Origin of the sequence: Bradyrhizobium sp. Mp27 (genome assembly GCF_029953005.1) — a bacterium.
GTDB classification, from domain to species: domain Bacteria; phylum Pseudomonadota; class Alphaproteobacteria; order Rhizobiales; family Xanthobacteraceae; genus Bradyrhizobium; species Bradyrhizobium barranii.
Genome location: NZ_JASAUS010000052.1, coordinates 18,933 through 38,225, shown reverse-complemented (window position 1 = coordinate 38,225; position 19,293 = coordinate 18,933). Strand labels below are relative to the sequence as shown.

17 protein-coding genes and 1 tRNA gene are annotated in these 19,293 nt (G+C 63.7%); 12 read left to right on the top strand and 6 right to left on the bottom strand.

Annotation, left to right across the window (positions count from 1 at the left end; translation table 11 throughout):
• Window positions 1-197 precede the first annotated feature (197 nt).
• Window positions 198-602 carry a hypothetical protein gene (locus tag QJT78_RS24845; protein ID WP_028148824.1) on the top strand — a complete coding sequence of 135 codons (405 nt, stop codon included), beginning with the start codon at window positions 198-200 and terminating at the stop codon, window positions 600-602.
• Window positions 603-680: 78 nt separating this feature from the next.
• Here QJT78_RS24845 and infC read toward each other — a convergent pair whose 3' ends face one another.
• The gene (gene infC, locus QJT78_RS24840; protein ID WP_071917037.1) at window positions 681-1,220 is read right to left on the bottom strand and encodes a translation initiation factor IF-3; all 540 of its coding nucleotides are present in this window, start codon (window positions 1,218-1,220) and stop codon (window positions 681-683) included.
• Window positions 1,221-1,468: 248 nt separating this feature from the next.
• On the opposite strand from infC, the gene QJT78_RS24835 reads away from it, so the two are divergent.
• Together QJT78_RS24835 and QJT78_RS24830 are read left to right on the top strand one after the other, a co-directional pair.
• Window positions 1,469-2,257 carry an alpha/beta hydrolase gene (locus QJT78_RS24835; RefSeq protein WP_028148826.1) on the top strand — a complete coding sequence of 263 codons (789 nt, stop codon included), beginning with the start codon at window positions 1,469-1,471 and terminating at the stop codon, window positions 2,255-2,257.
• Window positions 2,258-2,448: 191 nt separating this feature from the next.
• Window positions 2,449-2,916: a nuclear transport factor 2 family protein gene (locus tag QJT78_RS24830; protein ID WP_028148827.1), complete on the top strand. Its 468-nt coding sequence runs from the start codon at window positions 2,449-2,451 to the stop codon at window positions 2,914-2,916.
• A gap of 117 nt (window positions 2,917-3,033) precedes the next feature.
• Here QJT78_RS24830 and QJT78_RS24825 read toward each other — a convergent pair whose 3' ends face one another.
• The 3 genes from QJT78_RS24825 to QJT78_RS24815 form a co-directional block, all read right to left on the bottom strand.
• Window positions 3,034-3,831 carry an acyl-CoA thioesterase domain-containing protein gene (locus QJT78_RS24825; protein ID WP_028148828.1) on the bottom strand — a complete coding sequence of 266 codons (798 nt, stop codon included), beginning with the start codon at window positions 3,829-3,831 and terminating at the stop codon, window positions 3,034-3,036.
• 203 nt (window positions 3,832-4,034) lie between these two features.
• A complete protein-coding gene (queG, locus tag QJT78_RS24820) occupies window positions 4,035-5,210 on the bottom strand; it encodes a tRNA epoxyqueuosine(34) reductase QueG (protein WP_028148829.1) in 1,176 nt (391 codons plus the stop codon).
• Window positions 5,159-5,851 (bottom strand): glutathione S-transferase family protein, encoded by a 693-nt coding sequence (locus QJT78_RS24815; protein WP_014490874.1) that lies wholly within the window; start codon window positions 5,849-5,851, stop codon window positions 5,159-5,161. The genes queG and QJT78_RS24815 overlap by 52 nt, the downstream gene beginning before the upstream one ends.
• Window positions 5,852-6,020: 169 nt before the next feature.
• Between QJT78_RS24815 and QJT78_RS24810 the strand changes: the two genes are divergently transcribed.
• The 3 genes from QJT78_RS24810 (at window position 6,021) to QJT78_RS24800 (ending at window position 8,998) form a co-directional block, all read left to right on the top strand.
• A complete protein-coding gene (locus tag QJT78_RS24810) occupies window positions 6,021-6,827 on the top strand; it encodes an undecaprenyl-diphosphate phosphatase (protein ID WP_028148830.1) in 807 nt (268 codons plus the stop codon).
• Window positions 6,828-6,928: 101 nt separating this feature from the next.
• On the top strand, window positions 6,929-8,254 hold the full coding sequence (locus QJT78_RS24805; protein WP_028148831.1) for an FAD-binding oxidoreductase: 1,326 nt from the start codon (window positions 6,929-6,931) through the stop codon (window positions 8,252-8,254).
• 3 nt (window positions 8,255-8,257) lie between these two features.
• Window positions 8,258-8,998, top strand: coding sequence for an SDR family oxidoreductase (locus tag QJT78_RS24800; RefSeq protein WP_028148832.1), 741 nt, complete (start codon window positions 8,258-8,260; stop codon window positions 8,996-8,998).
• A gap of 125 nt (window positions 8,999-9,123) precedes the next feature.
• On the opposite strand, the gene QJT78_RS24795 is transcribed toward QJT78_RS24800, so the two are convergent.
• Window positions 9,124-10,089 (bottom strand): complex I NDUFA9 subunit family protein, encoded by a 966-nt coding sequence (locus QJT78_RS24795; RefSeq protein WP_028148833.1) that lies wholly within the window; start codon window positions 10,087-10,089, stop codon window positions 9,124-9,126.
• Window positions 10,090-10,252: 163 nt separating this feature from the next.
• Between QJT78_RS24795 and QJT78_RS24790 the strand changes: the two genes are divergently transcribed.
• The 4 genes from QJT78_RS24790 to QJT78_RS24775 all read left to right on the top strand — a co-directional run bounded on the left by QJT78_RS24790 (window position 10,253) and on the right by QJT78_RS24775 (window position 15,890).
• Window positions 10,253-10,339, top strand: a tRNA-Leu gene (locus QJT78_RS24790).
• Window positions 10,340-11,272: 933 nt separating this feature from the next.
• A complete protein-coding gene (locus QJT78_RS24785; RefSeq protein WP_038943517.1) occupies window positions 11,273-14,227 on the top strand; it encodes a formate dehydrogenase subunit alpha in 2,955 nt (984 codons plus the stop codon).
• A 12-nt stretch (window positions 14,228-14,239) separates the two neighbouring features.
• Entirely contained in the window at window positions 14,240-14,842 is a 603-nt protein-coding gene (gene fdh3B, locus QJT78_RS24780) for a formate dehydrogenase FDH3 subunit beta (protein ID WP_038943519.1), read from the top strand.
• 49 nt (window positions 14,843-14,891) lie between these two features.
• Window positions 14,892-15,890 carry a formate dehydrogenase subunit gamma gene (locus QJT78_RS24775; RefSeq protein ID WP_028148836.1) on the top strand — a complete coding sequence of 333 codons (999 nt, stop codon included), beginning with the start codon at window positions 14,892-14,894 and terminating at the stop codon, window positions 15,888-15,890.
• 35 nt (window positions 15,891-15,925) lie between these two features.
• Here QJT78_RS24775 and QJT78_RS24770 read toward each other — a convergent pair whose 3' ends face one another.
• Window positions 15,926-17,911 (bottom strand): 4Fe-4S binding protein, encoded by a 1,986-nt coding sequence (locus tag QJT78_RS24770; protein WP_028148837.1) that lies wholly within the window; start codon window positions 17,909-17,911, stop codon window positions 15,926-15,928.
• 249 nt (window positions 17,912-18,160) lie between these two features.
• Here QJT78_RS24770 and QJT78_RS24765 point away from each other — a divergent pair, with 249 nt between their 5' ends.
• Window positions 18,161-18,622, top strand: coding sequence for a DUF3305 domain-containing protein (locus tag QJT78_RS24765; RefSeq protein ID WP_028148838.1), 462 nt, complete (start codon window positions 18,161-18,163; stop codon window positions 18,620-18,622).
• Between the two features lie 20 nt (window positions 18,623-18,642).
• Window positions 18,643-19,278 carry a DUF3306 domain-containing protein gene (locus tag QJT78_RS24760; RefSeq protein ID WP_038943520.1) on the top strand — a complete coding sequence of 212 codons (636 nt, stop codon included), beginning with the start codon at window positions 18,643-18,645 and terminating at the stop codon, window positions 19,276-19,278.
• The last annotated feature ends 15 nt before the right edge of the window (window positions 19,279-19,293 follow it).

Sequence of the window (19,293 nt, the reverse complement as noted above, 5' to 3'; positions counted from 1 at the left end):
TTGTGCTCAGGTTTTACGAACAAGCGCGAAACCCGCACGGACACCGCCACGGCAGCCCTTACTCAGCCGGGCGATGAAGGCTGGGCTTATGACAGAGGACAAGCCAAATGGCAACGCTGAACCGCTGAAACCTGCCCGGCGACTATTTGGAGTTACTACCCATATGTCCAAGCCGTGTCGCCTGGAGCAAGACCAAAATGGCCCATTTTCCCGGATCGCTTTCGTCCTTGACGGACCTCGCCCGCCCGCGCCGCCTGGCGCTGCTTGCCGTGCTGGCCACGGCCGCGCTGCCCTCGACCGCCGACGCCCGCGTCGGCAGCTATGACGGCATCTGGAACGTCACTTTCGCCACCACGCGAGGCAATTGCAGCTCCGGTTACCGCGTCCCCTTCACCGTCACCGGCGGCCGGGTGTCGTCCGCCGGCGGCGGCCGGGTCTCCGGCACGGTCCGTCGCGGCGGCGCCGTCGCAGTCCAGGTCTCGGTCGGCGCGTCCCACGCCAGTGGAGGCGGCCGGCTCGGCGGGCTGGCCGGTGCAGGCTCCTGGAGCGGCGTCATTTCCGGCGACCGGTGCAGCGGCACCTGGCAGGCGACCCGGTCCTGATACACAAACGGCCCGCCGGAAATCCGGACGGGCCGTTGAATTCTCAGTCCTGAAAAGCGCAGTCCTGAAAAGCGGACGTCAGCGCGGCGCCAGCACCATGACGACCTGACGGCCCTCGAACCTGGCATCCTGCTCGACCTTGGCGAGCTCGGCGACGTCGTTCTTGATCTTGTCCAGAAGCTTGGTGCCGATCTCCTGGTGCGCCATCTCGCGGCCGCGATAGCGCAACGTGATCTTGACCTTGTCGCCCTCTTCGAAGAACCGCTGCATCGCGCGCATCTTCACGTCGTAATCGTGGTCGTCGATCATCGGGCGGAGCTTGATCTCCTTGATCTCGACGATCTTCTGTCGCTTGCGGGCTTCGGCGGCCTTTTTCTGGGCGGAATATTTGTACTTCCCGTAGTCCATGATCTTGCAGACGGGAGGGCTGACATTCGGCGAAATCTCGACCAGATCCATGCCAGCTTCCTGGGCCATGCGGATGGCCATGACGGTTTCGACCGTGCCCTTGTTGTCACCGGTCTGGTCGATCAGCTGGATTTGCGCATTGCGAATATCATCATTGATGCGCGGCCCGTCTTTGCTGGCAACGGGCGGGGCTTTATTGGGACGGCGAATGGGTGGTTCTCCAAAATTGTGAAAGAGGCGGCTAGTCTGAAGGAAGATGCGTTTGCGGGCAAGCAAGTCGCGTGCGGGAAGCGAAAAAGCCTCAAATGCGAGGCATTTTGGTCACGCCCATGGGCACGCTGCAGGACATAGACACCTTGCTTCTGTTCCGCAAGCGTCCCAAAGGGCAATAGCGATGCTGGGCTGGGCCTCGGAACGCATCCAGACAGTTCAAACCGAACAACCAGAGTAAACGTTCCATGAGCAATGCAATTCCCGAAGCCGTGCTCGGCTTCATCGATGTGGGCGAGGGCCCGTCCGCACGCAGGATCGCGGTACGCAGCCGCGCCGGTCGAGGACCCGGACTGGTCTGGCTCGGCGGGTTCAAGTCGGACATGCAGGGCAGCAAGGCCGTGGCGCTGGATGCCTGGGCCGCGGACCACGGCCGCGCCGCGGTCCGGTTCGACTACTCCGGCCATGGCGAATCCGGCGGCGATTTCGCCGATGGAACCATCGGAAGCTGGCTCGAGGACAGCGTGGCGGTGTTCGAGCGGTTCTGCGACGGCCCGCAGGTTCTGATCGGTTCCTCCATGGGCGGCTGGATGGCGCTGCTGCTCGCGCGCGAGATCAGGAAGCGGGCCAGTAAAGCGTCGCTTGCGGGTCTGGTGCTGATCGCGCCGGCGCCCGACTTCACCGAGGAGCTGATGTGGGTGAATTTTTCCGCCGCGGTGAAGAAGGAAATCGAGACCAAGGGCTTCTGGCTGCGGCCGTCGGACTATGGCGATGGCTCGCCCTATCCGATCACGCGGAATCTGATCGAGGAGGGCCGCAATCATCTCGTGCTCGGCAGCGCCATCGATCTCGGCTGTCCCGTCCGCATCCTCCAGGGCGCGCAGGATCCGGATGTGCCCTGGCAGCACGCCTTCGCGCTGACGCATCGCCTGCCGGCCGACGACGTGGTGCTGACCATGATCCAGGACGGCGATCACCGCCTCTCCCGTCCGCAGGACATCGCCCGCATTCTTGCCGCGGTGGCCGAGATCGGGTGAGAGTTTTCTTCCTTCCCCCTTGTGGGGGAAGGTGGCGCGAAGCGCCGGATGAGGGGTTGTCTTTGCACGTCCGAATGTGAGTTGGACTCACGGAGACAGACCCCTCACCCAAGTGAATGCGTGTCAACGAGCGGAGCTGCCCTCTCACAAGGGGAGAGGGCACAACAAAGAAACACTGGGAGGCAAATACAATGACCGCCACTGCCATGCTGCGCACCTTTTGCGACGCCGTCGAACAGCGTAACGGAAAAGCTTTCGCGGATCTGTTCACCGAGGACGGCGTCTATCACGATGTCTTCTACGGCGCTTTCGAAGGCCGCTCCAAGATCGCAGCGATGGTCGACGACTGGTTCTATCGCACGGCGACCGATTTCCGCTGGGACATGCATGATCCCGTAACCGACGGCACCACGCTCTATGCGCGCTACACTTTCAGCTATCACTCGACCTTGGCCGAAGCGAACGGCGCGCGGGCGATGTTCGAGGGCGTCGCGATCATGACGCTGCGCGATGGCAGGATCGTGAGCTATCACGAGGTCGCCAACACCGCGCCGGCGTTCGTCGATCTGAAGTTTGCGCCGGAACGGATCGCGAAGATCGTCGGCAAGCAGGGCGCCGAGCTGAAGGCGCGGCCGGAGATGAAGCGGCATCTGGGCTAGCTACATCCCCACTGTCATTCCGGGGCGCGACGAAGTCGCGAGCCCGGAATCCATAACCACGATCGGGAGTATGGATTCCGGGCTCGTGCTTCGCACGCCCCGGAATGACAGCGGGAGCTACCGCTTCGACGGATTCGCCATCGGCTTGCGCTGCGCCAGTGCTGCGACCGTGGCGGTGCCGATCGGACCCTGCTCGTCGTAGAGCCAGCATTCGCCGATCGCGACACCGTCGGTCGCCTGGTGATTGACCACGTCGAAGCCGATCCAGTTCGTCACCGGCAGCCGATGCAGATAGATCGTCACGTCGCTGTTGATGTAGCCGAGCCCCTTGTCGCCGGCGTTCGCAAAGGGGCTTGCGAAATCGGCGCCGACAGCGACATGCACGAACGGCGTCATCGGCACGCCGGCCACGAGCTCGCGCACCTCGCTCATCCAGAGCCGGCGCGGGCCGAGCGAGCCCATATGGCCGACGATCGGTCGCGTCGTCCATTTGCCGTGCATGCCGAGCCTGGGATCGGTCGGCTTGGGAATGTCGTCCGGCTTCGGCACGTCCCAATTCGGCGGCGACCAGACGTTGCCGTCCGGATTCTGCGTTTTGCGCAGCAGCTGGCACGAGGCACGCGCCATGCTGATGCCGCCGGAGACAAATTCGGCCTCGACCACGCGAATGCGGAGTCCGTCGCGCACCAGCCGCGTCGTGACCTCGATCGGCTTGTCGATGGTCGGCAGCCGAAACATGTCGACCGTGAGCCGCGCCGGGACGAATTCGGGGCCGGAATGGCGCTCCTCGATGGCGAAGCCGAGCAGTCCGACGATGACGCGTCCGTGCAGCGATTTCGGATCCCAGGGACCGTTGGCCACTTCCGTCGGATGGAATGTATCGCCGTCGCGGGTGAAGAAAGGCATGTTTGTCATGACGCGCGACTTTGAGGAAACGCGTGAGGAAATCAAGGTCCTCAATCCTTAGGGTGCGGGTCAGACGCAGAGCGCTGTCGCCACAACAACGCTGTCATCGCCCGACTTGATCGGGCGATCCAGTATTCCGAAGCGGTCGTGAGTGAACCGATGGGCCGCAGCGTACTGGATGCCCCGGTCAAGCCGGGGCATGACACCGAGAATTAGGAAGCGGCCTGCCACTCCTCACGCACGCTGTCGTCGTGCTCGTTGCTCGCCGTCGCGGACTTCATTGCATCAAACTCTCTGCGCGACACCAACTGCTCCAGCGCCCACACCGCCGCCCCACGCACCAACGGGCTCGGATCATCCAGCAGCAGCCGTACCTCCGTCGCCAGCATCGCCTCACCGGAATTACCAATCGCGATCAGCACGTTCCGCAAAAAACGGTCGCGGCCGATGCGCTTCACCGGCGACTTCGTGAACAGCGCGCGAAACGATGCATCGTCGAGCCGTGCGAGTTCGGCGAGATCAGGCGCGCGCAATTCTTCGCGCGCGGCGAGCTTTGCCTCGCGTCCCTCCTGCGCGAACTTGTTCCAGGGACAGGCCGCAAGGCAATCGTCGCAACCATAGATGCGATTGCCGATGGCCTTGCGAAACTCGCGCGGGATCGGTCCCTTGTTCTCGATGGTGAGATACGAGATGCAGCGCCGCGCATCGAGCTTGTAGGGCGCCGGAAACGCCGACGTCGGGCAGATATCGAGGCACGCCTGGCACGAGCCGCAATGATCGATCTCGGCGTCGTCGCACGGCAGCTCGAGCGTCGTGTAGATCGCACCGAGGAATAGCCAGGAGCCGAACTCGCGCGAGACGAGATTGGTGTGCTTGCCCTGCCAGCCGAGATGCGCGGCCTGCGCCAACGGCTTCTCCATCACCGCCGCGGTGTCGACAAACACCTTGACGTCCGATGGCGCGGTCGCCACCAGCCAGCGCGCCAATGCCTTCAGACGCTTCTTGATGAGATCGTGATAGTCGTCGCCCTGTGCATAGACCGAGATCGCCGCGCGCGTACGCTGCTGCAGGATCGCGAGCGGATCCTGGTCGGGCCCGTAATTGACGCCGAGCATGATGACGCTGCGCACGTCCTGCCATAGCCCGCGTGGATCGACGCGGCGCTCGGGGTGTGCTGCAAGCCAGTCCATGTCGCCATGGCCGCCCGAGGCGATGAATTCGAGAAAATGCTTTCCGGCGCTTTCGATCGTGCCGGATGCGGTGATGCCGACGCAATCGAAGCCGAGCGCGCGTGCCTCGTTTGCAAGCGCCGCCTTCAGTTCGGTCGGATCCGAGTTCAGAAGTCGAGGTCCACGTAGGTCCGCGATGCCGGCACGCCCGCCAGCCATTCGCTCAGCAGCGGACGGAACGACGGGCGGGATTTCACCCGCGCGTACCACGCCTTTGCTGCGTCGTCCTCGCTCCATGGCACGTCGCCCAGATAGTCGATCGCCGAGAGATGCGCCGCGGCGGCGAGATCCGCGTAGGTGAGCCGGTCGCCGGCGAGGAAGTTCCGCGTCTGCGCCAGCCAGCCGATATAGGCCAGATGATAGCGCACGTTGGCCTTGGCGGCTCGCATCACGTCGGCCGAGGGCGCGCCGCCGCCGTTCTCCTCGCTCATGAAGCGCTTGTAGATGCGCTCGGTGACCAGAGGATGCGAGACCTCCTCGAAGAACTTTTCGTTGAACCAGGCCATCAGCCGGCGCACCTCGATGCGCTCGGCGACCGTTTCCGGCATCAGGCGCTTCGGTCCCATGTCGGCGCCATAGGCCTCGTCGACATATTCGGCGATGATCGCCGCGCCCGGTATGGGCGATTGTTCCTTGTCCACCAGGACCGGCGTGGTGCCGGCCGCGTTGAGCAGCAGAAACGCCTCGCGCCGCTCCCAGCTGCGCTCTTCGACCAGCCGCAGTTCGAGCCCGTATTCTCCCGCGATCAGGCGGATGAAACGCGAATGCGGGCAGAACGGATGATGAAACAGCGTAAACATGAAGCCTTTGACTATTTGATGGTGATTAAGAATCCATCAATGTTTGTGCGGCGCCACACTAGTTCTTCAAAACCGCGAAGCAAGGGTGCGATGCCGCATTTTGCGATTGCGGCAAAGAGGCGAATAGGCGAGAAGAGCCCCGCTTTTCCAGCGGAAATGGACCGTAAATATGTCAGACGCAATACGGGCAGTGATCCTCGGCATCATCGAGGGTGTGACCGAGTTCCTTCCCGTGTCCTCGACCGGCCACCTTCTGCTCGCGGAGCGCTTCTTCCATCTCGGCGAAGGCGCGTTCTGGGATTCGTTTACCGTTCTGATCCAGCTCGGTGCCATCCTTGCGATCGTCGTGCTGTACTTCAGGAAATTGTGGGACGTCGCGATCGGCATGTTCACCGGCGACGCCTATGCGCGCCGCTTCGTGATCGGCGTGCTGGTGGCGTTCCTGCCTGCGGTCATCGTCGGTCTCGTCGCCGGCAAATATATCAAGAGCCTGCTGTTCAATCCGTGGGTCGTGTGCTTCTCGCTGATCGTCGGCGGCGCCATCCTGCTGTGGGTCGATCGGCTGAATCTCAAGGCGCGCGAGCATGACGCCACCCGCTTTCCGCTGCTGATGTATCTCTATATCGGCATTGCGCAGTGCGTGGCGATGATCCCGGGCGTGTCGCGCTCCGGCGCCAGCATCGTCGCCGCGATGTTTCTGGGCGCCGACAAGCGCGCGGCGGCGGAGTTCTCGTTCTTCCTCGCCATCCCCACCATGATCGGCGCGTTTGCCTACGATTTCTACAAGAACCGCTCCGAGATGACGATGGACCACATGGGCGTCGTCGCGATCGGCTTCGTGGTGTCGTTCATCACCGCGATCATCGTGGTGAAGACGTTCTTGAGCTACGTCACCCGCCACGGCTTCGTGTTGTTTGCCTGGTGGCGCGTGATCGTCGGCACGCTCGGACTGATCGCGCTGGCGCTCGGCCGTTAACCTCTCGAAAACTCACTGACGCGCCTCAACGCAATATAAGCTTTTGATCGGTAGGCAGTTTCCAGAGCAGGGCGGCGCACGCCCGGCACAGGAGCAGAGCCATGACCCTCGTCAGCGGCTGGGGGCGTTTCCCGGTCGTCGATAGCGAGCTGCTGCGGCCGCGGTCGTTCGAGGCCGTGGGCGAAGCCGTGGTGACGGGCTCCGTGGCTCGGGGCAACGGCCGCGCCTATGGCGATGCCGCGATCGGCGCCATCAGAAGCATCGCGATGACGGGGTTCGATCGGGTCAGGTCGTTCGATCCCGTGACCGGACGCATCCGCCTCGAAGCCGGCGTGCTGCTGTCGGACCTGATCGACACCTTTGGTCCGCGCGGTTTCCTGCCCTTCGTCGTGCCGGGTACGCGCTTCGTCTCGGTCGGCGGCGCCATCGCTGCCGACGTCCATGGCAAGAACCATCATTGCGAGGGCGGTTTCGGCCGCTATGTCGACAGCATTTTGCTGCGCACCGGGCAGGGCGAGACCATCGAGGCCTCGCGCGAGCAGAATTCCGATGCCTTCTTCGCGACGGTCGGCGGCATGGGCCTCACCGGGGTGATCCTGGAGGCGACGATGCGGCTACGACCGGTCGAAACGGGGTGGATCCGCGAGCGGGTGATCTCCGCATCCGATCTCGATGCCGCGATGCGCGCGCTCGATGCGGGCGATTCCGCGACCTATTCGGTGGCCTGGATCGATTGTGCCGCACGCGGCGGCGATCTCGGCCGCTCGCTGATCTATCTCGGCGAGCACGCGAGGACAGACGAACTTGCCGACGGCGCCGGTGCGTTTCCCGCCGGCAAAAATCCCGGCCTCGCGGTGCCCGTCGACCTGCCGTCGATGACGCTGAACCGCTACAGCATCCGCGCCTTCAACGAGCTCTACTACCGCATGGGTGCAAGGCGCGCCGGGGGCAGTCATGTGGTCTCGCTCTATCCGTATTTCTTCCCGCTCGACAGCCTCAGTGACTGGAACCGCATCTACGGCCGGCGCGGCTTTCTCCAGCATCAATGCGTGATCCCGGAGCTGGGCGCCCGCGCCGTGCTCGGCGAGATCCTCGATCGCGTCGCCCGGCGCGGCGATGCCTCCTTCCTCGCGGTGCTCAAGAAACTCGGCCAGGGCGACGGCATCCTGTCGTTCCCGCTGCCCGGCTACACGCTGGCGCTGGATTTCCCGGTGAAGGGCGACATCCTGAATTTCCTCGACGAGATCGACCACCTGGTCGTCGCCGCCGGCGGCCGGCTTTATCTGGCCAAGGATGCACGCCAGTCGCGCGCCACGTTCGAGGCCGGCTATCCGGCCTTGCGGCGCTTCAACGCGATCCGCAAATCGCTCGATCCCACCGGGACTATCCGCTCGAAACTTTCACAACGCCTGTTCGATGAGGTTTAAGCCGTGACGTCACGCAAGTCCGCAATTGTGCTCGGTGGCTCCTCCGATATCGGCCGCGCGGCCGCGCGCGCCTTTGCCAAGGCCGGATACGATGTCGCCCTCGCGGGTCGTGACGTCGCCGCACTGGAGCCTGACGCCGCCGATCTGCGCGCGCGCTACAATGTCGAGGTTGGCCTTCACACATTCGATGTGCTCGATACCGCTTCGTTCGAGGGCTTTGTGAGCGGCCTTGCTGCGTTGCCTGATGTCGTCATCTCGATCGTCGGCCTGTTGGGCGTGCAGCAAAATGCCGAGAGCGATCTCGCGCACGCCACCACGATCATGCGCTCGAACTACGAGGGCCCGTCGCTGATTCTCGGCCTGTTCGCGGAGAAATTTTTGGCACGCGGCAGCGGGACGCTCGTCGGCGTCTCGTCCGTCGCCGGCGATCGCGGCCGTGCCTCCAATTATGTCTACGGTTCGGCGAAGGCAGGCTTCTCCGCCTTCCTGTCGGGCCTGCGCGCCCGCGCTAGCCGCAGCGGCGTCCATGTCGTCACCGTAAAACCCGGCTTCGTCCGCACGAAAATGACGGAAGGCATGAAGCTGATCGGCCCGCTCACCGTCGAGGCGCCGGTCGTCGGCGATGCGATCCTTGCTGCCGTCGAGAAGAAGACCGACGTCGTCTATGTCAGCGGCAAATGGCGTCTCGTGATGCTCATCATCAAGACGCTGCCGGAAGCGATGTTCAAGAAGCTGAAGTTTTGAGGCGGTTGCGACCCGCACCACAGTCTCGTCATGCCCGGCCTTGTGCCGGGCATCCACGTTCTTGGTGGCCGCGGTGAGAAGACGTGGATGGCCGGGTCAAGCCCGGCCATGACGCTGCGGAAACCTCAAACGCTCATTCGCTGGAACTGGCCCTGCGGGCGGAAACGCCAGAGATATTGCGGGGCGATCGCCTCCAGCGAATCCGCGGCAATGCCGAGGCCTTCCAGCGTCAGCCCCGCCGCCTTGGCCGCGTCCGACACGACATTGTCGTGCTCGAGCAGCGTGACCTGGTCCGGCGTAAGCTTCAGCGCACCCGGCGCGAATTGCAGGAAGTTGGCCTGGAAGCGAGCAAGGCCGAACGACAGCGGGACCACCGCCCGCTTGCGGTCGGTGATGGCCAAAATGGCCTCGATGATCTCGCGCATGGTCAGCACTTCCGGCCCGCCGAGCTCGTAGGTCGCGCCCGCCTTGGCCTTGCCGTCGACGGCATCGGCGATCGCGGTGGCGACGTCGCCGACATAGACCGGCTGCATCCTGGTCTCGCCGCCGATCAGCGGCAGCACCGGCGACATCCGCGCCAGCGCGGCAAAGCGGTTGGTGAACTGGTCCTCGGGGCCGAACATCACGGAGGGGCGGAAGATGGTGGCCGAGGGCACCGCGGCCAGCACCGCCGCTTCGCCGGCCGCCTTGGCCTTGGCATAGCGCGAGGGCGATTCCGCATCGGCGCCGATCGCGGAGACATGCACCAGGCGCGCGCCGGCGGCGGCCGCCGCCTTGGCGACGGTCTCGGCGCCCCTGGCCTGGACGGCGTCAAAGCTCTGCGCGCCGCCCTCGGTGAGGATGCCGACCAGATTGATCACGATATGCGAATCACGCAGCGCCGCCTCGACCGAGGCCGGATAGCGCAGATTCGCCTGCACGGTGTGGACCTGCCCGACCTTGCCGGAGGGCTGGAGGTACCCGGCCAGTTCCGGCCGGCGCACCGCGACCCGGACCCGGTAGTCCCGCCGGCACAGCGCGCGGACGACATTCCGGCCCAAAAACCCCGATCCGCCGAAAACCGTGACGAGAGTTTCCAGATTCGATGCCATGGGATCCATTCCTGGGGTCCATTCCTGCGGAAAGAGTGCGTGTTATCAGGCTTGTATCGGGCCGGTTTGCGATGCGCAATCCGCATCCCCGCGTAGGTGCCAAGCAGCATTTGACAACCGCGTCACCGAACCGTAGTAACCGCCTCCGTGCCCCAAACGGCATGCCCAGGTGGTGGAATTGGTAGACGCGCTGGCTTCAGGTGCCAGTGGCTTAACGGCCGTGAAGGTTCGAGTCCTTTCCTGGGCACCAGCTTTTTCTGGATATCCAGCATTTCCAGATAGATAAATCGCATCCTTGTGTTGCGTGCCCCTTGCCTGTGCAACGAAGGGCTGTGGCCCCGCCGATGCGCCGGAGGGGTCTCTCTCTTGGTCATTCCTGCAGCGCATTCCGGCCGGATTGTCGGCGCCTGCCATCACGGACCTGACGCGTACTTCGGATCCATCCTTGTCGGGCGCGTCGAGATGCGCCCCGACGCGGCACGCGCAATTGTACCGGGAGCGCCGTGGCTCGTGCCCCGATGCCGATGATTCTCAAATCACGCCCGGTGTGAGGCGAGTCACTTTGAGCGCCAATCGCGAGCGGGGGGCGTCCCTTCGCCTGTGACGACCCCTCACCCAAGATTGTCTCTCGACTCAGCGCGGACTTCAGCGATCGCTCATGCAATGTCAGCGCGCATCATTCGTATCGATCGCGAGTTCGTCACTCGCGACGCGTGTGACGTCACCCATCCGGCAATCATCTGCTCGATGTTTCGCCGTTTCCAATTCGCACGACAATCTGCGGAGCCGAACGGCTGATAACAATGATGTTGACGGCGATTGACCGCTTGTTGCGGTAACACGAGCGCGAAGCTGCGTGCACGGCCGCTCCTGCAGATTATGCAACTCAGGTCTGTGATTGATGTCCGGCGCAAAACTCGGATAGCCTTCGGGAAGGCCTAACCCTGACAGGGAGTGTGCTTCGTTGAAGAATGATCAAGCGCCAAAGCTTCTTCGACGCGACTTGCTTCGGCTGACGATTGTCGGTGCCGGTGCGTTGAGTGCCGGCCAGTTGTTGCCGGCGGCGGCTTCCGCAAAGCCCGTTGATCTCGATCAGAAGCGGAAGGCTCGCTATCGACCTGATTCCCAGGAAGTCAGGAATTTCTATCGCGTCAACAGCTATCCCGCTCGATAGGAGACTTCCGTGCTGACCAGGAAGTCCGAACGTCGTCCGGAGCGTGCCAGGCTTTTCGATGCGGCGGCCGACGGAGCATCGGCGAAGCTGGACCGGCGAACGTTTCTGAAGCGCTCTGGAGTGACGGCCGGCGCATTGGCCGCGGTGGGTGAACTCGCGCTGCACAGCGTGCGCAAGGCCGAAGCCGGTCCGCCGCCGCCTGTCGGCGCAACGGTCACGACCCGCAAGAACGTCTGCACGCACTGCTCGGTCGGTTGCTCGGTGATCGCCAAGGTCGCCAACGGCGTATGGATCGGGCAGGAGCCCGACTACGACAGTCCGATCAATCGCGGCTCGCATTGCTGCAAGGGTGCGGCAGTTCGCGACGACGTGTTGAACGAACGACGCCTGCGTTACCCCGTCAAACTCGTCAACGGACAGTGGACGCGCATCTCCTGGGAGACGGCGATCGACGAGATCGGCGACAAGCTGCTGGATATCCGCCAGAAGGCGGGGCCCGACTCGGTCTATTGGCTTGGCTCCGCCAAGTTCACCAACGAGGCCGCTTATCTCAATCGCAAGCTTGCGGCGTTCTGGGGCACCAATAATTCCGATCACCAGGCGCGGATCTGCCACTCCACGACGGTCACCGGTGTAGCCAATACCTGGGGCTACGGCGCGATGACCAACAGCTACAACGACATCCGCAACGCCAAGACCATCCTGTTGATGGGTGGCAATCCGGCCGAGGCCCATCCGGTTTCCCTGCAGCACATTCTTGAAGGCAAGGAGCTCAACCGCGCCAACATGATCGTGGTCGATCCCCGAATGACGCGGACCGCTGCGCACGCGACCGAATATGTCCGGGTTCGCCCCGGCACGCATATCGCCACGATCTACGGCATGCTGTGGCACATTTTCGAGAATGGCTGGGAGGACAAGGAATTCCTCGCTCAGCGCGTCTACGGCCTGGATGAGGTCCGGAAGCAGGTTGCGAAGTGGCCGCCCAAGGAGGTCGAGCGCGTGACCGGCTTGCCGGAGGCGCAGGTCAAGCACCTTGCCGAACTGTTCGCCAAACAGAAGCCGTCCACGCTGATCTGGGCGATGGGGCAGACCCAGTTCACCACCGGCACTGCCAATGTCCGCGCCAGCTGCCTGTTGCTGCTCGCCACCGGCAACATGGGGCTGCCCGGCGCAGGCGCCAACATTTTCCGCGGCCACACCAACGTGCAGGGTGCAACCGATCTCGGTCTCGATGTCACATCGCTCCCGCTGTACTACGGTCTTGCCGAGGAGGCTTGGCGGCATTGGTGCCGGGTATGGGAGGTCGACTACGACTGGATGAAGTCGCGCTTCCCCGACAAGAAGCTGATGGAAACGCCGGGCATTCCGAGCACGCGCTGGTTCGACGCAACCTTGTTGCCAAAGAATCAGATCAGCCAGCCCAATCCGGTGCAGGCCATGTTCATCATGGGGCATGGCGTCAACACCATCACGCGGATGCCGGAAGCGGTGAAGGGCATCGAGAAGCTCGAACTGCTGGTGGTCTGCGATCCCTATCCGACCGCATGGTCGGTGCTGTCGGAGCGCAAGAACGGCACTTACCTCCTGCCGGCCTGCACGAGTTTCGAGATGGAGGGTTCGCGCACCAACTCGAACCGCTCCCTGCAATGGGGCGAAAAGATCGTCGAGCCGGTCTTCGAATCGAAGAACGACTACGACACCATGTACCTGTTCGCCCGCAAGTTCGGATTTGCCGACCTGATGTTCAAGAACATCAAGGTCGAGAACGGCGCCGTCTCGGCGGAGGACATCCTGCGCGAGATCAACCGCGGCGGCTGGTCGACGGGCTATTGCGGCCAGTCGCCGGAGCGGCTCAAGGCCCACATGAGAAACCAGCACAAGTTCGATCTGGTGACGTTGCGGGCGCCGAAAGACGATCCGGAGGTTGGTGGAGATTATTACGGCCTGCCATGGCCGTGCTGGGGCACGCCCGAGTACAGGCATCCGGGCACGCCGATCCTCTACAACACCAATCTTTCGGTGAAGGAGGGCGGTGGCACCTTCCGGGCGCGGTTCGGAGTCGAGCGCGTCGTGAAGCGCAAGGTGATGGAGAACGGGCAGGAGGTGGAGCGGGAAGATCACGATAATCTTCTTGCCGAGGGCTCGTACTCCGTCGGTTCGGAGATCAAGGACGGGTATCCCGAGTTCACCCTTGGCGTGCTGAAGAAGCTCGGCTGGGACAAGGACCTCACGGCGCAAGAACGCGAGGTGATCGAGCGCATCAATCCGGCCGATCCCGACAAGGTGTCATGGTCGACCGATCTGTCCGGCGGCATCCAGCGCGTCGCGATCGAACACGGGTGTTCGCCTTACGGAAACGCCAAGGCCCGCATGATCGCGTGGAATCTTCCCGATCCGGTTCCGGTGCATCGCGAGCCGATCTACACGCCGCGTCCCGACCTTGTCGCCGACTATCCGACCTTGCCGGACGCGAAGCAATTCCGCGTGCCCAATATCGGCTTCTCCGTACAGAAGGCCGCCGTCGATCGCGCGATCTCGAAGCAGTTCCCGCTGATCCTGAGCTCGGGCCGTTTGGTTGAATACGAAGGCGGTGGCGAGGAAACGCGGTCCAACAGATGGCTCGCCGAACTGAAGCAGCACATGTACGTCGAGATCAACCCGGCGGACGCAGCCGAGCGCGGCATCGTCGATGGCGGCTGGGTTTGGGTGACCGGTGCAGAGAACAGTTCGCGGGCTCGGATGAAGGCGCTGGTGACTGAACGCGTCGGCAAGGGCGTTGCCTGGATGCCGTTCCATTTCGCCGGCTGGTACGAGGGCGCCGATCTCCGGGCGAAATATCCGGCGGGAGCCGATCCCATCGTGCTCGGCGAGAGCAACAACACGCTGACGACCTATGGCTATGATCCTGCCACCGGCATGCAGGAGCCGAAAGCCACGCTGTGTCAGATCAGGGCCGCATGAGAGGTTAGACCAATGGCACGCATGAAATTCCTGTGCGATGCGGACCGTTGCATCGACTGCAATGCCTGTGTGACCGCCTGCAAGAACGAGAACGAAGTGCCTTGGGGCATCAATCGGCGGCGCGTCGTCACGATCAATGACGGCAAGCCGGGCGAGCGGTCGGTGTCGATGGCCTGCATGCACTGTACCGATGCGCCTTGCGCGTCGGTGTGTCCGGTCAAGTGCATCTATCCGACCGATGACGGCATCGTCCTGCACGACAAGGATCTGTGCATCGGCTGCGGCTATTGCTTCTATGCCTGTCCATTCGGGGCGCCGCAATATCCCCAGGTCGGGAATTTCGGCTCGCGCGGCAAGATGGACAAGTGCACCTATTGCGCGGGCGGCGGCGGACCGGAGGCACCGGGCAGCGCCGAAGAATATGCGAAATACGGCTCGAACCGCTTCGGCGAAGGCAAGCTGCCGATGTGCGCCGAGATGTGCTCGACCAAGTCGCTGCTCGCAGGCGATGGCGACATCATCGCCCAGATCTACGAGGAGCGCGTCGAGAAGCGCGGCTACGGCTCCGGAGCCTGGGGCTGGACAACCGCCTATCACGAGGACGTCAAGTCATAAGGGACCTGCGCTTACCGCGACGATCAGGGACGAAGATTGGGTATCCGTCATGACGGCTTTCGCACGCATTCGCTTCGCAGCGCTGTTGTTGATGCTGTTCGGTCTCACGACAGCCCCGGTGCTCGCCCAGAAGCTCGGTCCCGACGGGGCGCCCAATCCGACCGCCAGTGTGGCCAATCAGAAGACGCTTCTCGAGCAGGCGCCGCGCATCCAGGGCCGGATCGACATTCCGGATGTCAAAGCCAGCGTGCTGATGCAGCCGGCGGGACGGACCTGGGATTATTTCCACGAGGTCCTGCTGCACTGGGGTGGGGCGGTGGTGATCGTCGGCATGCTTGCGGTGCTCGCGCTTGCCTATCTGATCATGGGGCGGCTTTGCATCGAAGCGGGGCGCTCCGGCCAGACGATCGTCCGTTTCAAGGCTTTCGAGCGGTTCGCGCATTGGCTGACAGCGGTTTCTTTCGTGCTGCTCGGGTTGACCGGCCTGAACATCACCTTCGGCAAGGTCCTGCTGCTGCCCCTCGTCGGCCCGGATCTATTCTCGGACATCTCCCAGGTCGCGAAGTACGTGCACAATTTCACGAGCTTCGCCTTCGTGGCGGGCCTCGTTCTGATCACGGTGCTGTTCTTCCGGGACAATCTGTTCAAGCGAGTCGATATTGACTGGGTCAAGCAGGGCGGCGGCTTCATCAAGTCGAAGCATGCGCCTGCAGGCCGCTTCAATCTCGGTGAGAAATTGGTCTATTGGCTGTCGGTCGCAGCCGGCCTCCTGGTCTCCGCATCGGGATTCGTGCTGCTGTTTCCCTTCTACGGCACCAACATTGCCGACATGCAGATCGCCCAGGTCGCCCACGCCGTCATCGCGATCCTTTTCATCGCGCTGATCCTGGGACACATCTATATCGGCACGCTCGGCATGGAAGGCGCGTTCGAAGCCATGGGTACCGGCGAGGTCGATATCAATTGGGCGAGAGAGCATCACGACCGCTGGCTCGCCGAAAAGCTCGAAGCGGAAGGCCGGCAAGCGTCGGCCACGCCGGCCGAATAGCGCGATCGCGCTCGGACCAACCTGAACCGGGCAATTCAGTTGGAGCGGCCGACCGGGTCGCGCTTCCCGTCCCGGTCACGCAGGTAATCGTCCGTGGTGCGGACGGTCGGGCCTGGTGCGCCGTAAGATTCAAAACCTTGTTCGGCCACGAAGCCGACGCGGCAGTCGGCGCACATCTTGATGGCGTCGAGCCGCTGCGCCGAGCCCGAATACATCCAGTGCTGGCCTTCGAGCTTCGCGACCACACGCTCGATGCTGCTCTTGACGCCGAATGGCTTGCCGCAGCGGATACAGCAAAATGGCTCCTCTTCCTTGAGAACCCGGGTTGGCGCCCGACTGGCACGGAAGTCGATCTGCGGAACCAGGGTGATGACGTTTTCCGGGCACGTCGTCCGGCACAGGCCGCACTGAACGCAGGAGTCTTCGACAAAACGCAACGCCGGGCGCTCGGGGTCGTCGCGCAGGGCACTCGTGGGACAGACCGACACGCAGGACAGGCAAAGCGTGCAACCGGCCGCGTCGACCTCGACTGCGCCAAACGGCGCCCCCTCGGGCAACGGAATGACATCGACGGGTGCAGGCGCCGCGCGGTGCAGTTCGGCCAGCGCGAAGCGCAGCACGTCGCGCTTGCCGCCCACGGCGCGGAAGCTCGCAGGGCGCGGAGTGGGCGCATCGGCCGGCGCGGTACGGAGCGCTTCGATCAGACCGTCCGGATCGTCGGTCGCGATGACGGAAAGCCGGGCCGGGCCGAAGCCGAGCCCGGCAAGGATCGGATCGGCGAGCGCGATCGTCCGCGTCAATCCGGAGACGTCGTGGCGCGGCTTGGCCCGCAGCAGGAAACGCACCGCCGACACGCCATAGGCAAAAGCCGCGGTGATGCTCTCCAACCCGATTTGCGTGACCTCGTTGACCGCGAACGGCAGCACGTTTGCAGGCAAGCCGTCGCCGAACCGCGATAGCGCGTCGATCAGCGGCCCGCCGTGGCTTTCGTCATGGACGAGGACAACGGCCCTCTCGCCGCCCGCCTGACGGTATGCGAGCAGCATGGCACGCAGCTTTCTGACCAGCGCGTCTTCCGCCGGCAGCGCATAGGACGCGGCGCCGGTGGGACAGGCCGTCGCGCATTGGCCGCAGCCCGCGCAGATGTCGGCGTCGATCGCCACATAGTTGCCGGCAGGTGTGATCGCGCCGGCCGGACAGGAATCGAGACAGCGGGTGCAGCCGGTCCGCTTCGAGCGCGAATGTGCGCAAAGCCCGGTGTCGAAGGTGATGTAACGCGGCTTCTCGAAGGTCCCGACGAGGTCGCGCGCTTTCAGCACGGCCTGGAGGATTGCTGCGGGACTGCCGGGATCCGCGCGCAGATAGCCGTCGCGCAAGTCGGCAGGAACCAGCGCCGGCCCGCCGGTCAAGTCGAGGACGATGTCGCAGGTCGAACGGGCGTTGTTGCGCGACGCGCCAAACGTCAGGGCTCGACGCGAGGACGGTGCGGCTTCGGCGAAATCGTCGACCACGACATCGAACGCGCCCAGGTGTCCCTTGACACTCGTTATCCGGCCCTTGGCAATCGGATAGTCGGCGTTACGTGGCGGTGCGATCGCGGCTGGTGGCGCAATCAGCACGGTGACGTCGAGATGTTCCTTCAGCAAGTCACCAGCCTCGATCGCGGCCTCGTCGCGGCCGTAGATCAGGATGACTCCGCCGCTTTCCAGCTGGACCGTCGGCGTGGGTGCGGCGACTTCGGCCGCGGCGGCCAGCAGCGCGGCCATTTTCGGCCCCGCGCGGTCGGCATCGCCAGACCATCCGGCGGTCTCGCGGATGTTGGCAAACTGTATCGAATTCGCACGATTATTTTCGGAAGCAACCTGCGAAAACAGTGCTGCCTGCTGCGTGCAGGCCACCGTGAGCGGACCATCTTCGGCGGCGACAGCCTTGAATCGCCCGAGTTCGGCGCCGCAGAGCTGCGTCGCTGCCGTCACTTCACCGCGGCAGCCGCGGCGAATTGCGTCTGCATCGAGCGGCATCGTCCCTTCGCATGAACAGATCAGGAGGCGCCTGCCGGTGTCAGATATGACGGTCACAATATCTCGCGGCTCCCAAAATAGAGCGGCCACCTACTGGCCCGTTCACCCCCGAAGTATATACTCCGCGTATCGGAAAAGACGACGCCCGTATCATGAGCGCACGATTATCGCTCTCGCCGGGGGCGAGCGCGCAGCGTCGCTGGATTGGCTTCGGAAGCAGGAACCACGTCTCGATCGCGAGAGGGTACATTGGTCTCGACAAGTCTTGCACGCATTGCTGTCGGTGTCGCAATCGAACGGCGCAAGGCGAAGAGCGCGTGGGCCGATTTTCTGTGGCGGCCCGTCTCCGTGTTTGCGGGAGAGCCGACTGCGAAGCCGTGGACTCCGATTGGAGGCGAGGGCGAGGTCACGTTGTTCTATGCCGGTGATGCCGTGATCGAACTGCACCGGACCGAAACCACCAACTATCGCGAAAATCTCACGTCAGGCTCGCCCACGCTGTGGGTCAATTTGCGCCCGACCGGTTCCGAGCCGCCCTACGAGCTGCTCGCGGTCACGGCCGATCCGGCGGAGGGCGAGGCGTTTACCGATGCAGGCAGCAATCTGGTCGAAGCCGTGCCGATGCCACCAGGCATCTCCGAGATCGTCGGCCGGTTCGTCGCCGAGCATCATGTCGAACGACCATTCGTCAAACGGCAGCGCAATCGTTAGCAGCGGCATGAAAGAGATCGATGTCAGAGACTAACGTCTTCGTTCGCTGGGCGCGGCTCAAGCAAGCTTCGAGAAGCCAAAACGCTGAACTTGCCCCGGCCGACAAGGAGCAGGCTGCCGAGCCGTCCGTAGCGAATGACAGGAACGACCGGCCTTTCGATCTCGCCAGTTTGCCGTCGATCGAATCGATCACCGCTCACACCGACATTGCGGCGTTCCTGCAGACGGGCGTTCCGGCCGAACTGACGCGCCTGGCATTGCGCCGTGCCTGGGCGGCCGACCTTGCGATCCGCGACTTCATCGGGATCGCGGAGAACCAGTGGGATTTCAACGATCCCAACGCAATCCCAGGATTTGGCCCGCTCGACCCGGCGGACAACGTCGCCGATCTCGTCGCGCGGATGTCGAAGGGGCTGGAGCAGGTGGGTGACGCGCTTGCGGACGTGCCGCCGTCAACCGAGCTCATTCCGCAAGGGCGGCCCGATGCCGAACAGCCCATTCTCGAACCGACGATATTGGCAGCTAAATCGCTGCCCGATGATGCCACGGCACGACCGGACCAGGGCTGGAATGAGAGCATGCAGTCCGTCAGTCCTGCTGCCGGAGAGCCGCCCTCCCGGCGAGCACGACGTCATGGCAGCGCATTACCTCGCTAGCAACCGGCAGGATGA